This is a genomic window from Sphingomonas sp. 28-62-11 (genome assembly GCF_002278865.1).
Lineage (GTDB): Bacteria > Pseudomonadota > Alphaproteobacteria > Sphingomonadales > Sphingomonadaceae > Sphingomonas.
This window is the reverse complement of record NZ_NCGB01000026.1, coordinates 1-13,752: the sequence shown is the minus strand read 5'-3', so window position 1 is coordinate 13,752 and position 13,752 is coordinate 1. Positions and strand designations below refer to the sequence as shown.

16 protein-coding genes are annotated in these 13,752 nt (G+C 61.9%); 1 reads left to right on the top strand and 15 read right to left on the bottom strand.

The genetic code is table 11. The annotated features are described in order from the left end of the window. Positions 1-47 precede the first annotated feature (47 nt). The 7 genes from B7Y49_RS10275 to rpsM all read right to left on the bottom strand — a co-directional run bounded on the left by B7Y49_RS10275 (position 48) and on the right by rpsM (position 7,558). Positions 48-1,538 carry an ABC transporter permease gene (locus B7Y49_RS10275; RefSeq protein WP_374127497.1) on the bottom strand — a complete coding sequence of 497 codons (1,491 nt, stop codon included), beginning with the start codon at positions 1,536-1,538 and terminating at the stop codon, positions 48-50. Beyond that, a complete protein-coding gene (locus B7Y49_RS10270) occupies positions 1,535-2,470 on the bottom strand; it encodes an ABC transporter ATP-binding protein (RefSeq protein ID WP_374127496.1) in 936 nt (311 codons plus the stop codon). The genes B7Y49_RS10275 and B7Y49_RS10270 overlap by 4 nt, the downstream gene beginning before the upstream one ends. A gap of 263 nt (positions 2,471-2,733) precedes the next feature. Further along, positions 2,734-4,884, bottom strand: a complete 2,151-nt coding sequence (locus tag B7Y49_RS10265) for a prolyl oligopeptidase family protein (protein ID WP_374127495.1) — start codon at positions 4,882-4,884, stop codon at positions 2,734-2,736. Positions 4,885-4,984: 100 nt separating this feature from the next. Then, on the bottom strand, positions 4,985-5,407 hold the full coding sequence (gene rplQ, locus B7Y49_RS10260) for a bL17 family ribosomal protein (RefSeq protein ID WP_374127494.1): 423 nt from the start codon (positions 5,405-5,407) through the stop codon (positions 4,985-4,987). Positions 5,408-5,577: 170 nt separating this feature from the next. Beyond that, positions 5,578-6,642, bottom strand: coding sequence for a DNA-directed RNA polymerase subunit alpha (locus B7Y49_RS10255; RefSeq protein ID WP_374127493.1), 1,065 nt, complete (start codon positions 6,640-6,642; stop codon positions 5,578-5,580). Between the two features lie 99 nt (positions 6,643-6,741). After that, positions 6,742-7,131 (bottom strand): 30S ribosomal protein S11, encoded by a 390-nt coding sequence (rpsK, locus tag B7Y49_RS10250; protein ID WP_066652168.1) that lies wholly within the window; start codon positions 7,129-7,131, stop codon positions 6,742-6,744. 58 nt (positions 7,132-7,189) lie between these two features. Next, positions 7,190-7,558: a 30S ribosomal protein S13 gene (gene rpsM / locus B7Y49_RS10245; protein ID WP_374127492.1), complete on the bottom strand. Its 369-nt coding sequence runs from the start codon at positions 7,556-7,558 to the stop codon at positions 7,190-7,192. Positions 7,559-7,822: 264 nt separating this feature from the next. On the opposite strand from rpsM, the gene B7Y49_RS10240 reads away from it, so the two are divergent. Continuing rightward, positions 7,823-8,614 (top strand): hypothetical protein, encoded by a 792-nt coding sequence (locus B7Y49_RS10240; protein WP_374127491.1) that lies wholly within the window; start codon positions 7,823-7,825, stop codon positions 8,612-8,614. Here the strand turns inward: B7Y49_RS10240 and B7Y49_RS10235 are convergent, their stop codons facing one another. From B7Y49_RS10235 to rplR, 8 genes are all read right to left on the bottom strand, one after another. Beyond that, positions 8,615-9,166, bottom strand: coding sequence for an SRPBCC family protein (locus tag B7Y49_RS10235; RefSeq protein WP_374127490.1), 552 nt, complete (start codon positions 9,164-9,166; stop codon positions 8,615-8,617). A 55-nt stretch (positions 9,167-9,221) separates the two neighbouring features. Beyond that, positions 9,222-9,614, bottom strand: a complete 393-nt coding sequence (locus B7Y49_RS10230; RefSeq protein WP_374127489.1) for a hypothetical protein — start codon at positions 9,612-9,614, stop codon at positions 9,222-9,224. 65 nt (positions 9,615-9,679) lie between these two features. Beyond that, positions 9,680-10,333, bottom strand: coding sequence for a nucleoside monophosphate kinase (locus B7Y49_RS10225; RefSeq protein ID WP_374127488.1), 654 nt, complete (start codon positions 10,331-10,333; stop codon positions 9,680-9,682). A 33-nt stretch (positions 10,334-10,366) separates the two neighbouring features. Beyond that, positions 10,367-11,731 (bottom strand): preprotein translocase subunit SecY, encoded by a 1,365-nt coding sequence (gene secY, locus B7Y49_RS10220; protein ID WP_374127487.1) that lies wholly within the window; start codon positions 11,729-11,731, stop codon positions 10,367-10,369. Between the two features lie 122 nt (positions 11,732-11,853). Then, entirely contained in the window at positions 11,854-12,396 is a 543-nt protein-coding gene (rplO, locus tag B7Y49_RS10215; RefSeq protein ID WP_374127486.1) for a 50S ribosomal protein L15, read from the bottom strand. A gap of 76 nt (positions 12,397-12,472) precedes the next feature. Beyond that, positions 12,473-12,649 (bottom strand): uL30 family ribosomal protein, encoded by a 177-nt coding sequence (gene rpmD / locus B7Y49_RS10210; RefSeq protein ID WP_374127485.1) that lies wholly within the window; start codon positions 12,647-12,649, stop codon positions 12,473-12,475. 5 nt (positions 12,650-12,654) lie between these two features. Next, complete coding sequence (gene rpsE / locus B7Y49_RS10205; RefSeq protein ID WP_374127484.1) at positions 12,655-13,377, bottom strand: 30S ribosomal protein S5; 723 nt, start codon at positions 13,375-13,377, stop codon at positions 12,655-12,657. A 3-nt stretch (positions 13,378-13,380) separates the two neighbouring features. Next, positions 13,381-13,737 carry a 50S ribosomal protein L18 gene (gene rplR, locus B7Y49_RS10200; protein ID WP_374127516.1) on the bottom strand — a complete coding sequence of 119 codons (357 nt, stop codon included), beginning with the start codon at positions 13,735-13,737 and terminating at the stop codon, positions 13,381-13,383. Positions 13,738-13,752 lie beyond the last annotated feature (15 nt).

Genomic DNA, 13,752 nt, shown 5'->3' with positions numbered 1-13,752 from the left:
ATCAGGACGACAGTGGCAGCAATTTTCCTACATATGAAGGGGCCTCATCAGCCACCCGGGCGCATCATGCCCATCAGCGCCTTCAGGCTGGGTCGCGCACCACCGCCCAGCAGATTCGCGCGGAAGATGCGGCCGAGCAGGATGATCTCGACAATAATAAACACCACCAGGACCGCGCCGGAAGCAAAGACTTGCCACGTCGGAATGCCTGACCCGAGCCGGGCCAGCACCGCAAAGGGCGTGTAGAGCGGAATCCACGTCATCGCCTCAACCAGCACCCCGCCCTTGCCCGCCAGAATCGCCTGGAGCAGAATCGTGAAGGGAACCACGATCGCGAGCATCACAGGGGTGAGGAAACCCTGCGCATCGCGCATCGATTCGCTCATCACCCCGATCACGAGGAAGATCATCGACACCATCACATAGCCAGCGACGAAGAAGAAGATGATCGTCGCGATGCTGGTGAACGACGATACCGGCTCCAGCGCGGGCTTGATCAGTTCGGCAATGGCGCCTTGTGTCGCATAGGCCGCGAACAGGCCGCACGCGACCCAGGTGACGACCATCGCCAGGCCGATCGCCACCGTGCCAACCAGCTTGCCGTACATCAGTTCGTTCGGGGTGACGCACGCCAAGACGGTTTCGATCAGCTTGTTGCTTCGCTCCTCGATCGCGCCCTGCAACATCCAGCCGCCCGACAGCACGAGCGACATCATCAGGATATACGCAACCGCCAGTGGCAGAATCGATCGAATAACCACCCGTTCGCGTCCGCTGCCCTCGGGCGGCGTCGTCACGCTGATCGCGGGAAACACGCCGTTTGCAGCCGTGGCGATTGTTGGCGCCACTGCATTGGCCTGCAGGAAGCGCGTCCGCAGTTCGCCCGTCAGCACCGACTGGAGCGTGGTGACGAACGACGCGCGTGGCTGGCCGTTCGCCCAAAGCCGCACCACCGGCGACGTGCCGAAATCGCGCGGGATCAGCAAGACATAATCGATCGGCTTGCGCCCCGATTTATCAGCCGGGCGGAGCAATGGTTCCAGCTGCGCATCGATGGTGGTCGGCGACGCTTTGGCGACTGCCGCCGGGGTATCGACGATCCGGTAATCAGGTTCGGGCGCTTCAAAGCTTTTGGCGTCATCGGGCGCGACCGCCGCGATCTTTGCCAGCGCCGCCTTTTGCCCGCCCGATGCGGTGAACGCCTGCACATCGGCATCGCTGAACCACCGCGCATTGCGCGCCCAGATCGCATCCGGCGCCGCCCGCTGAAGATCACGACGCTTCACGAAGCGTGACAGCGCGATCAGCACATAACGCTGTTCATCGGTTTCGATCCGTTGCCGGATAGCGGCTGCGGTGCCGCCGCCAGCCTGATCGACCAGCATGACGGTTTCGACATTCGACCGCCCCGTGATGCGCGACGCCAACGGCCCGATCGCCAGCGCCAGCGGCACGATGAGCAAGGTGAGCCAAAAGCTGCGCGTGGCAGCGATCTGGCGAAATTCGCGCGCGGCGACGAGCAGGATGTGCTGAATCATGGCCGTGCCTCCGCGCCGCCGACAATGTGAAGAAAAACCTCGTGCATGCTCGGGCGATGCTGTTCGAACCGCCGCAGTGGAAAGCCCTGCGCCGTGCAGTGCTGCAGCAGGTCATCGGGATTACCGCCGGGGGCCAGTTGCACATCCCAGGCCTGCCACCCCTCGTTCGGCGTGCCAATCTCGGTTGCGCCCACCACCCCGGTAAGTGTCGCTGGTGATTGCTGCGACACCAAGGTCAGCCGCACCGGCAGCGTCGCGCGTGCGCCGTCCTGCGTGCCCTCAAACTGCTTGCGGCCATGCGCCAGAAACAGCAGCCGATCGCACATCCGCTCGGCATGCTGCATGACATGCGTTGAAAAGACCACGGCCGCACCATTCTTCGCGGCGCCCAGAATCTCGTCTTCGAGCAGCCCCTGATTGACCGGATCGAGGCCGGAAAAGGGCTCATCGAGGATCAGCAGTTGCGGCTTGTTGACGATTGCCGTCGCCAGCTGAACCTTTTGCGCCATGCCCTTTGACAGCTTGTCGACGGTCGTCTTGGCAAATTCACCCAGCCCGAACCGCTCGAGCAACGTCAGCCCTTCACGGCGCGCGTCCCCGGCGCTCATGCCCTTTAACCGCCCGAAATACACAATCGTCTCGATCGCTGTCATCGTTCGGTAGAGCCCGCGCTCTTCGGGTAGGAAGCCAAGCTTCGCGCTTGCCCCGCGCCCCGGCGGCTTGCCGAGCACGTCGATTTTGCCGCGATCCGGCCGCAGAATATCGAGCACCATGCGGAGCGATGTCGTCTTCCCCGCGCCATTGCCGCCCAGAAAGCCGAACACCTCGCCGGGGGCGACCGCGAAGCTCAGATCATCGACCGCCGTGAAATCGCCGAAGCGCTTCACGACCCCCTGAAGCCGCAGGAATGTCGCCGACACACCTGATGTCATCCTAGCCTCCTCGTCGCACCGCTCGGACATCGATCAGATGTCATTTCACCATGACAATATGTCACGGGACACTGACATAATTGCCAGCGAGCGAGCGCCTAGTCAAGCGCGATGTCAGGTGAGCATGTCTTTTTCGAGGACGGCCCATGTAAATTCATGGGCTCAACCCCTTCAGACTGCATCTTTAATCAGGTGTCATAGCTATATGCAACAGGTATCGATCATCGCCAGCCCATGAACGGGCAGGTGTTTCGCGCGTCTTGCTACTTCACCACCATCCCCGTCCATTTCGCCGCGAACGCCCATAGGTCCGCCGCTTCCTCGATGATCTTGTCGGTCGGCTTGCCGCTGCCGTGTCCGGCGCGGGTTTCGATGCGGACAAGGTGGGGTTTGGGACCGATATTTGCCGCCTGGATGGCGGCGGCATATTTGAAGGTATGACCCGGCACGACGCGATCATCGGTATCGGCCGTCGTCGCCAGGATGGCCGGATAATCGCGCCCGCCCTTCACATTGTGATAGGGCGAATATGCCAGCAACACCTTGAAATCAGCTTCCTTCGATGGATAGCCATAATCATCGACCCAGTAACGCCCGGCCGTGAACCGGTCGAACCGCAGCATGTCCATCACGCCAACGGCTGGCAGCGCCGCTGCAAACAGGTCAGGCCGCTGGTTGACCACTGCACCGACCAGCAAGCCGCCATTCGATCCGCCCTGAATCGTCAGCTTGTCCTTCGACGTGACGCCTTGCGCGATCAGATATTCGCCCGCGGCGATGAAATCATCGAACACATTCTGCTTGTTCGCCAGCCGACCGCCGTCGTGCCAGGCAGTGCCATATTCGCCGCCGCCGCGGATATTGGCGACCGCAAGCACGCCGCCCTGCTCCATCCACGCCAGCCGCGTCGCCGAAAAGCCCGGCATGGTCGAGATGTTGAAGCCGCCATAGGCATAAAGCAGCGTCGGTGCGGGGCCTTTGCCAAGCGTCTTTTTGTGCACGACGAACATCGGCACCTTGGTGCCATCCTTCGATGCGTAGAATTTTTGCTGGACGACATAGTCTGCCGGATCAAATGCCACTTTCGGCGTCGCCCAGGGCGTCGCTGTGTTCGCCTTCACATCATAGCGATAGACGGTGGTCGGCGTGGCAAAGCTGGTAAAGGCAAAGAAGGTTTCGGTATCGAGCTGATCGCCGCCAAACCCGCCAACCGAGCCGATACCGGGCAGCGGCACGGTGCCGCGCTTCTTCCCGTCCAGCGTGTACAGCCGAACTTCGCTTTTCACATCGACCAGATATTCGGCAATCAGATTGCCGCCGATGATCGTCGCACTTTCCAGCACCGCCTTGTCTTCCGGCACGATCTCACGAATCGTGGGCAACTCGCTCTTCGCTGAAAGATCGGTCGCGACGATCCGCAGCTTGGGCGCGCCATTATTGGTTTTCCAGTACAGGGTTTCGCCCTGATTACCGGCAAGCGCCCACTCATATTCCAGCCCCTTGAACACCATGCGCGGCGTCGCACCCGGCTTGGTCTGGTCGATCACATGGACTTCGTACCGGCGGTCGGTGCCCTGGGTGGTGGCGATGACGAGCCAACGGCCATCATCGGTCAGCTGCGCGATATGGCCCTGGCGGGGCTTGTCGGGCGTCGCATAGACCAGCCGGTCGGCCGATTGCGGCGTGCCGAGCGTATGGAAAAACACCTTCTGATTCTCGTTCAGCGCCTGGAATTTGGCGCCTTCCGCCGGGGCCGGAAAGGCCGAATAGAAGAAGCCCGACCCGTCCTTTGCCCAGCTGAGGCCGGAGAACTTCACCCACTCCACGGTATCGCTGAGCAGCTGACCGGTATTCACATCGAGCACCTTCAGCGTGCGCCAATCGGTGCCGCCGTCCTGCACGCCGTACAGCACCTTGCTGCCGTCCTCTGATGGCACCCATTCGGCAAGCGCGGTCGCGCCGTCCTTCGACCAGCCATTGGGGTCGATCACCACCCGCCCCTCACCCGCCAGCGTATCGCGGACATACAGGACCGACTGGTTTTGCAGCCCCGAATTGCGGCTGTAGAAATACTTCCCGCCCTTCTTCACCGGCAGGCCGAACCGCTCATAATTATAGAGTTCTTTCATCCGAGCCTTGAAGGTATCCCGACCTGGCAACGAGGCCAGATACCCGCTCGTCACCGCGACCTGCGAATCGACCCACGCCTTCACCTCAGCATCGGTCCGCACATCATTTTCCAGCCAGCGATAGGGATCGGCGACTTTCACACCGAACTGCTCATCGATCTGGTCGACGCGGCGGGTCTGCGGATAGGCGATGGGGGCAGGCATGGTCGCGGTCGTCTCCGGGCTAGTCTCGGCAAAGGCGGGCGTTGGCAGGGCAAACAACATCAGCGGGAGGGCACGACGCATGGGTTCAGGCTCCGGACGTAAAAAAGGAGCCGCACCGTAACAGGTGCGACCCCTTTCTCAATATCCCTGATGCGTCGATCTGCGCGACGCGGATCAGCGCTTATGCAGCCTGATCATACTCGTCATCGCCCATCACCGGGCCCGAATCCTGGCCCTTGGCGGAAACGTCACGGTCGACGAACTCGATGATCGCCATTGGGGCCGCGTCCGAGCCGCGAGGGCCGGTCTTGATGATGCGGGTATAGCCGCCATTGCGATCGGCGTAACGCGATGCCAGCGTGTCGAACAGCTTGGTGAGCTGCGCGTCGTCGAGCAGCCGCGCATGCGCGAGGCGGCGGTTCGACAGACCACCCTTCTTCGCCAGCGTGATCAGCTTTTCGACGTACGGGCGCAGTTCCTTCGCCTTGGCGACGGTGGTGGTGATCTGTTCGTGCTTGATGAGCGCTGCCGACAGGTTGCGGAAAAGTGCTGTGCGGTGGGCCGAAGTCCGCGAGAGTTTACGACCGCCTACGCGATGGCGCATTGTTCATTCCTTCGTTCGTTAGGGGGCCGTATCAGGTACCCCAGACCAGGTGGCGACGCTGAGACCACCGATATTCCGTCACCCCGGCCTTGAGCCGGGGCCCCGCTTACTTGGCCCGCTCCGAAGAAGCGGGACCCCGGATCAAGTCCGGGGAGACGAGCCAAAAAGGCTCAGCCCATTATTTCTTGTTCCAACTTCTTCGCCATCTCTTCGATGTTCTCAGGCGGCCAGCCGGGGATTTCCATGCCCAGACGCAGACCCATCGACGACAGCACTTCCTTGATCTCGTTCAGCGACTTGCGACCGAAGTTCGGGGTACGCAGCATCTCTGCCTCGGTCTTCTGCACCAGATCGCCGATATAGATGATGTTGTCGTTCTTCAGGCAGTTTGCCGAGCGGACCGACAGTTCGAGCTCGTCGACCTTCTTGAGCAGGTAACGGTTGATCTGCTGGGCATCGCCTTGCACGTCCGACGTCGCGGCAGGTGCTGCATGGCCGATCGGCGCCGAACGAACCATCGCCGATTCGTCGAAGTGGACGAACAATGCGAGCTGGTCCTGCAGGATGCGACCGGCATAGGCGACCGCGTCATCGGGGGTAACCGTGCCATCGGTTTCCACCGTCAGCGTCAGCTTGTCGTAATCCAGTTCCTGGCCAACGCGGGTGTTTTCCACCTTGTAGCTGACCTGGCGGACCGGCGAGTACAGCGCATCGACCGGGATCAGGCCGATCGGTGCATCAGCCGGGCGGTTGGCGACGGCGGGGACGTACCCCTTACCGACATCAGCCGTCAGTTCCATGTTCAGCGTCGCGCCATCATCGAGGTGGCAGATCACCAGATTGGGGTTCAGCACTTCGATATCGCCCGAAACGGCGATGTCACCCGCGGTCACCTGACCGGGGCCGGTCGCCGAGAGCTGGAGCCGCTTCGGGCCTTCGCCCTGCATGCGCAGCGCGATCTGCTTCACGTTCAGGACGATGTCGGTCACGTCTTCACGCACACCCGCCAGCGACGAGAATTCGTGCAGCACGTTTTCAATCTTGATCGAGGTCACCGCAGCACCCTGCAGTGACGACAGCAACACGCGGCGCAGCGCGTTGCCAAGCGTCAGGCCAAAGCCACGCTCGAGCGGTTCAGCGATGAAGGTCGACTTGCGCTTCGCATCGCCACCAGCCTTGCGTTCAAGGCTGCTGGGCTTCTTCAGTTCTTGCCAGTTCTTTGCATTCACGGACACGGGCTTCCCCTTGGTTTTGGGCGGGAGCGGGGGCGTTGCTCCAGCCGATGGGAGACCTGTTCGCGCCAGCGGTTCAATCGCGCGCGAACAAGCCGTAAATCAGACGCGGCGACGCTTTGAAGGGCGAACGCCATTGTGCGGGATCGAGGTCACGTCACGGATCGACGTGATCTGGAAACCCACCGCCTGCAGCGCGCGAAGCGCCGATTCGCGGCCTGAACCCGGGCCCTTCACTTCAACTTCCAGCGTGCGCACGCCGTGTTCGGCAGCCTTGCGGCCAGCGTCTTCAGCAGCAACCTGGGCAGCATAAGGCGTCGACTTACGCGACCCCTTGAAACCCATCATGCCCGCCGACGACCACGAAATCGCGTTGCCCTGGGCATCGGTGATCGTGATCATCGTGTTGTTGAAGCTGGCGTTCACATGCGCGACGCCGCTGGTGATGTTCTTGCGCTCGCGCCGACGAATGCGCTGAGGTTCGCGTGCCATTTGAAAAATCCTGACCTGTCTAAGCTGGGTTTGAGAAAAAGTGCGGGACTAGCCCTGCTTACTTCTTCTTGCCGGCAATCGGCTTAGCCTTGCCCTTGCGGGTGCGCGCATTGGTATGCGTGCGCTGGCCGCGGACCGGCAGGCCCTTGCGATGGCGAAGCCCGCGATAGCAGGCCAGATCCATCAGACGCTTGATGTTGATCGACACTTCACGGCGAAGATCGCCTTCGACGGTGTGATCGGCATCGATCGTCTCGCGGATCTGCAGCACTTCCTGATCGCTCAGGTCCTGCACGCGACGCTCTGGCGCAATGCCCAGCTTGGTGGTGATTTCCTTGGCCTTGGTGTTGCCAATGCCGTGAATATAGGTGAGCGCGATAACAACGCGCTTGTTGGTCGGGATGTTAACACCCGCAATACGTGCCATGAACTTAGTTCTCCTGCTCCACAGGGCCTGGCATGGCTGCACCGGCCCCATCTCATCGCGTTGACATCTCTAACGCACGACACCGGCGCGCGTTAGCACGCCGCCGGTAACCGGTGTTTCGGAAGAGCAGGCGCTTAGGCCGCAGCGCGACAGCTGTCAAGCGCTCGCGGCTGGTTGCGTGCAAGTTATGCCAAAGTCGAACCTGATCGGCAAGCGAGACCGCAAAATGACGCCGGCACGCCAGCGCATGAAACTCAAAAGCCGATGTTTCATCTTGCGCACACGACCCAGCTGAAACATGCTGACGACCGCATCAACAAAGGGTTCCGGGCCATCATGCCCTGGCTGTTCAATCTTATCCTGATCGTCCATGTCGCTGCCGGCGTCGTCGCGCTTTCGAGCTGCTGGGGATCGGTGCTGACGCGCAAGGGCGGCCCTGCCCATCGTCGCTGGGGCAAGGCCTTCACCACGGCCATTTATATCGCCAGCTTCATGGCGCTGGGCATGGGCACGTTATCGCTGCGCTGGCCACTGGCGATGCACCCGCAACTGACCGATGAAACGCTGTACCGCGGTCTGTTCGGCTGGATGATGATCTATCTGGCGCTGCTGACGATGAGCATGACGCGCTACGGCCTGAAGATGGTTGCCAACAAGCGCGACCACGCCGCCAACCGCCACTGGTCGATGATCGCGCTGCAGATCGCGGTGCTGGTGACCGGCGTCATTTGCTTCGCCCAAGGGATCATGCTCGGCCAGCCGCTGATGATCGGCGTTGCGATCATCGGCTTCGGCACCACTTCAACCTATCTATGGTACATGTTCCGGGCTGCCCCCGGTGCGCGCGATTACATCCCCGAACATCTGAAGGCGATGGTGGCAACCGGGATTGCCGCTTATACTGCCTTCCTGTCGGTCGGGTTGATCGAGCTGTTTCCCGAACACGCCTTTAACCCCATTATCTGGGGGCTGCCCACCGTCGTGGGCGTTGGGCTGATCGGCTATTTTCTGCGCACATTGCCTGGGCGCGCCAAAAGGGCAGCCGAGGCGCGCTGACTATTCTTTTGCCGGTTGCGCTTCAGGGGCCGGCATCGCTTCGGTCGCCGATTTCAGCCCGAGCATCTGTACCGCCATCACCTCATCAACGGCAGGCGCAAGCGCCTCCGCTCCGCCGCGGATATGGCCGCCCACGACATAGGTCAGCTTGATCCGGGTTGCGTTCTCCCCCTCTGCGGTCAGCGTCCAAGTCAGCGTGCCCGTCACCGCTTCTGCCTGCAGCGGGCCGAGCGCGGCGTTCAGCCGCATCATTTTTTGCGGGCGCAGATGGACGATCCGACCATGCTCGACGCTGCCGCCACCGGGAAGCCGTTCGCAAAAACACCCGGTCGCTTGCGAATCGAGATAGAGATTGGCGCTGTCGCCCGAATAAGTGTGATCCTTGTTCCACCATTTCTGGGGCGCACGCAGCATATCCCAAGTGTTCGCAACCGGCGCGTTGATCGTCACCGTTTGGCTGATCTCGAAGCTGCCCGGCGTGACCGCTACCACGTCCGCCACGGCCGGCGTTGCGGCGAATGCTGCCAGCAGCAGTACCAAACGAACCTGCATCTTCTGCTCCCCCAGACCGACAACCAAAAAGAGCGCTGCCCGTGGTTCCGACGCCTCAAACCGAAGCGACCGCCTGACGCTCTACCACGCCGCGTACCCATGTCATAAAATCGCGTCCCGCTGCCTGAACCGCGTTCGACGACGCGATATAGGCCGCATCGTCACTGTCGATCGCAACAGCAGACCACTGAGTTTGATGATCGGCAATCGCAGCACGAAGCACACTGAGCCGCTGGCGCAACTCGCCATACAGCACCGGATCCTGCCTGATCGGCGGATAATCTTCGCCGATCGTCATGATCGTCATTATCCGCATCGCGAGCTCGCGACGCGCGATCGCCAGATCATGCTTGCGCTGTGGATCGCTGCGCCCAGCGACCTGGGCCAGTCGCCGCGCGACCGCTTCGATCGCGTCCATCTCGTTCAGTAATTGCGCGCGAGTCGTCATTGGCGACTCTATGGACGAGCGTGCATGCGCTTGTCACCTTAATCGCAAGGCCCGTTTCGTCGACGTCAGGCGCGCGGTTCCAGAATCGCTTCGATCGCATCGCTGACATGCTCGATATCGGCCATGCCGTCGATCCGGTGGACCAGCTTGCGCGCGTCATAGATCGGCAGGATCGGGGCGGTCTTGGCGCGATATTCGGCCATGCGGGTGCGCACCGTTTCGGCATTGTCATCGGCGCGGCGCTTGAATTCGGTGCTGCCGCACACGTCGCACACCCCGTCCGCCTTGGGGCGGTTGAAAACGTCGTGATAGTTCGTCCCGCAGCTCGCGCAGCTATACCGACCGACAATCCGCTCGACGAGCGCATCCTCGTCGACCTCGAGCTCAATGACGTGATCGAGCGTGCGGCCATGCGCGGTCAGGATCTGGTCGAGCGAGGCGGCTTGCGGTGCGGTGCGCGGATAGCCATCAAAGATCGCACCCTGATCAGCCGCCATCGTGCCCAGTTTTTCATCGATCAGCGCGGACACGATGTCATCGGAAACAAGCTCGCCTGCTTCCATGACCGCCTTGGCCTTCAGGCCTGCGGGGCTACCCGACTTGACGGCCGCCCGCAGCATGTCTCCGGTTGAAAGCTGCACCATGCCGCGTTCAGCCTGTAACCGGCCCGCCTGCGTGCCCTTGCCCGCCCCGGGGGGCCCCAGCAGGATAATGTTCAAAAGCTCAGGTCCCCTCTTTCGACGCCAACTCTCTTAGCGGAGCCGGCCGCCCTTCGATTTCGCCTTCTTGATCAGATCGCCATATTGAGGCGCAAGCAAGTGGCTTTGGATCTGCGTCACCGTATCCATCGTCACGTTGACGACGATCAGCAAGCTCGTTCCGCCCAGATAGAAGGGGATCGACAGCGCCGATACCAGATATTCGGGCACAAGGCAGATGATCGTCAGATATCCCGCACCGATCACGGTGAGCCGCGTCAGGACGTAATCGAAATACAGCTCGGTGTTCTTGCCGGGGCGGATGCCGGGGATGAACCCACCGTGCCGCTTCAGATTCTCCGCGGTTTCCTCAGGATTGAAAACGACGGCGGTATAGAAGAACGAGAAGAAGATGATGCCCGCGCCGTACAGCGTCATGTAGAGCGGCGAACCATGCTGGAGATACTGGTTCATCGTGATGATCGCATCACCCCAGCTGCTTTCACCCTGCACATAATTGCCCGCAAACTGCGTAATCGTCAGCGGCATCAGCAGCAGCGACGACGCGAAAATGGGGGGGATGACGCCTGCAGTGTTGATCTTCAGCGGCAGATGGCTGCGGTCGGCCTGCATGCCGCGCTGTGTCTGGCGCTTCGGGTACTGGATCAGGATACGGCGCTGCGCGCGCTCCATGAAGCAGATGAACAGGATCAGCACGACCACCGCGACGATGATGCCCAGCAGTCGGACGACATCGAGCGATCCGGTGCGGCTGCCCTCGAACAGGTTGTACAGCGTCGTCGGCATGCTGGCGACGATACCCGCCATGATGATCAGTGAAATGCCGTTGCCGATGCCGCGACTGGTGATCTGCTCGCCCAGCCACATCAGGAACATCGTGCCGCCGACCAGCGAAATCACAGCCGCAACGCGGAATAGGATGCCCGGTTCGATCACCGCCGCGACGCCCTGCGCCGCACCGAAGGTCTCGAGACCAAGTGCGATGAAATAGCCCTGCACCATCGTCAGGCCGACCGTGCCGTAACGGGTATATTGGTTCAGCCGCTTGCGCCCGCTTTCGCCATCCTTCTTGATCGCAGCGAGCGTTGGCGAGAGCGATGTTGCCAGCTGCACCACGATCGATGCGGTGATGTACGGCGTCACGCCAAGCGCGGTCAGGCTCATTCGCTCCAGCGAGCCGCCGGTGAACGAATTGAACAGGTCAAGCACGCCGCCCTTGGTCTGCTGCGAGAGCAGGCCGAGCGCGGTCGGATCGATCCCCGGCAGCGGCACGAAGCTGAGCAGGCGGAACACGACAAGCGCGACAATGGTGAACCACAGCCGCTTCTTGAGGTCGGTCGCCTGCGAAAACTTCGCGAAGCTGATGCTGGAGGCCATTTGCTCGGCTACTGATGCCATCGGTCTGATCGTCCTGGAAACTGAAACGGCGGGAAACGTGTTACCGCCCCGCCGCTCATATAGTCACGCAAGCGGGCTTGCCTAGCGCTTGATCGCCGAAGCGATGCGTTACGCCCTGAACGTTAGGCTTTGAACGAGGCCTTGTGCGCCTGACGCTCCTTGTACTTCACGCCCTTCTTGGCCGCAGCCTTTTCATTGGCGGGAACGACATGGATCACGTCGACATTGCCGCCGAGCTTTTCGACCGCTTCGATCGCGCCCTTCGACGCGCCGGCAACGGTGAAGCTCAGCTTGGTGGTCAGTTCGCCCTTGGCGAGCAGGCGGACGCCATCCTTGCCACCGCGCGCGAGGCCAGCAGCCTTCAACACGGCGTGATCGACCGTTGCGTCGGTGGCGAGCTTGCCGGCATCGATCATCTTCTGGATCGCGCCCAGGTTAACCTCGGCATAGTCCTTCGCGAAGATGTTGTTGAAGCCGCGCTTTGGCAGCCGCATGTGGAGCGGCATCTGGCCGCCTTCGAAGCCGGCGATGGACACGCCTTCGCGGCTCTTCTGACCCTTCTGGCCACGGCCAGCGGTCTTGCCCTTGCCCGAGCCGATACCACGGCCCACGCGCATCCGCGACTTGCGGGCGCCTTCGTTGTCACGGAGTTCGTTCAGTTTCATATCGTGCACTCGCTTTCGCTTATTTCGCGCGGTTTTGTAATTACCCTCTCCACGTCAGCGGAGAGGGAGAAGAGCTTCAGCCCTCGACGCTCAGCATATGCGCGACCTTGCGGATCATGCCACGCACCTCGGGGGTGTCGTTCAGCTCCACGGTCTTGTGCATCTTGTTGAGGCCCAGGCCGATCAGCGTTGCACGCTGATCGTTGGTGCGGCGGATCGGCGAACCGGTCTGCGTGATCTTGATCGTTGCCATGTAAGTTACTCCACGACCGCGAGCGCATCGGCTTCGGCGGTCTGTGACCCACCGCGCCCGAGCAGATCGGCGATCTTCTTGCCACGACGCTGCGCAACCGCCTTGGGGCTGGTCTGGTTGACCAGCGCCTCAAAGGTTGCCCGGATCATGTTATAGGGGTTGGAGGTGCCGACCGACTTGGTCACCACGTCTGCCACGCCCAGCGATTCAAACACGGCGCGCATTGGACCGCCGGCGATGATGCCGGTACCCTGTGGTGCCGAACGGACGGTCACGAGACCCGCACCGAAATGGCCCTTGCCATCATGATGCAGCGTGCGGCCTTCCTTCAGCGGTACGCGCACCATTGCCTTTTTGGCAGCGGCGGTCGCCTTGCTGATGGCTTCCGGCACTTCGCGCGCCTTACCATGGCCGAAGCCGACACGGCCCTTGCCATCGCCGACCACGACGAGTGCGGCGAAACCGAAGCGCTTGCCGCCCTTCACCGTCTTCGACACGCGGTTGATGTGCACGAGCTTTTCGATCAGCTCTTCGCCGCCGTCCTCGGCACCGGGGCCGCCACGACCGCGATTGTCGCGACCGCCACGGCTGTCACGGCGCTGGCCGTCACGGTTGCCGCCACCACCACCGGGTGCGCCGCGACCGCGACCGCCACGTGGTGGACCGCCACGGTTGTCGCCGCCGGGGGCTGCTGCGTCTGGCGCCTGGGTCTGGATTTCATCGGACATGTATTAGAACTCCAATCCGGCTTCGCGCGCGGCATCCGCCAGCGCCTTGACGCGACCATGATACAGAAAGCCGCCGCGATCGAAGACGACCTGCTTGACGCCTGCCTGCACGGCCGCTTCGGCGACACGCTTGCCGACACTCGATGCTGCTTCGATGTTGGATCCGTTCGTGCCGCGCACGTCCTTTTCCAGCGTCGATGCGGCGACGATCGTCTTGCCAGCCGTATCGTCGATCACCTGGGCATAGATATGCTTGCCCGAACGATGGATCGACAGACGCGGACGGCCCGAACCCCGCGCGCGGAGCGCGGTGCGGTTGCGGCGACGCCGCTTCTCGAACAGAGACATTCCCTTGCTCATTACTTCTTCTTCCCT

Bases quoted from the DNA above. Each gene is read 5' to 3' on its own strand.
- B7Y49_RS10270 (WP_374127496.1), bottom strand. From the start codon at position 2,470: ATGACATCAGGTGTGTCGGCGACATTCCTGCGGCTTCAGGGGGTCGTG.
- rpsE (WP_374127484.1), bottom strand. From the start codon at position 13,377: ATGTCCGATGAAATCCAGACCCAGGCGCCAGACGCAGCAGCCCCCGGC.
- rpsK (WP_066652168.1), bottom strand. From the start codon at position 7,131: ATGGCACGCGAACCTCAGCGCATTCGTCGGCGCGAGCGCAAGAACATC.
- rplQ (WP_374127494.1), bottom strand. From the start codon at position 5,407: ATGCGCCATCGCGTAGGCGGTCGTAAACTCTCGCGGACTTCGGCCCAC.
- secY (WP_374127487.1), bottom strand. From the start codon at position 11,731: ATGGCATCAGTAGCCGAGCAAATGGCCTCCAGCATCAGCTTCGCGAAG.
- rplO (WP_374127486.1), bottom strand. From the start codon at position 12,396: ATGAAACTGAACGAACTCCGTGACAACGAAGGCGCCCGCAAGTCGCGG.
- B7Y49_RS10230 (WP_374127489.1), bottom strand. From the start codon at position 9,614: ATGACGACTCGCGCGCAATTACTGAACGAGATGGACGCGATCGAAGCG.
- B7Y49_RS10235 (WP_374127490.1), bottom strand. From the start codon at position 9,166: ATGCAGGTTCGTTTGGTACTGCTGCTGGCAGCATTCGCCGCAACGCCG.
- B7Y49_RS10240 (WP_374127491.1), top strand. From the start codon at position 7,823: ATGTTTCATCTTGCGCACACGACCCAGCTGAAACATGCTGACGACCGC.
- B7Y49_RS10265 (WP_374127495.1), bottom strand. From the start codon at position 4,884: ATGCGTCGTGCCCTCCCGCTGATGTTGTTTGCCCTGCCAACGCCCGCC.
- B7Y49_RS10275 (WP_374127497.1), bottom strand. From the start codon at position 1,538: ATGATTCAGCACATCCTGCTCGTCGCCGCGCGCGAATTTCGCCAGATC.
- rpsM (WP_374127492.1), bottom strand. From the start codon at position 7,558: ATGGCACGTATTGCGGGTGTTAACATCCCGACCAACAAGCGCGTTGTT.
- rpmD (WP_374127485.1), bottom strand. From the start codon at position 12,649: ATGGCAACGATCAAGATCACGCAGACCGGTTCGCCGATCCGCCGCACC.
- rplR (WP_374127516.1), bottom strand. From the start codon at position 13,737: ATGAGCAAGGGAATGTCTCTGTTCGAGAAGCGGCGTCGCCGCAACCGC.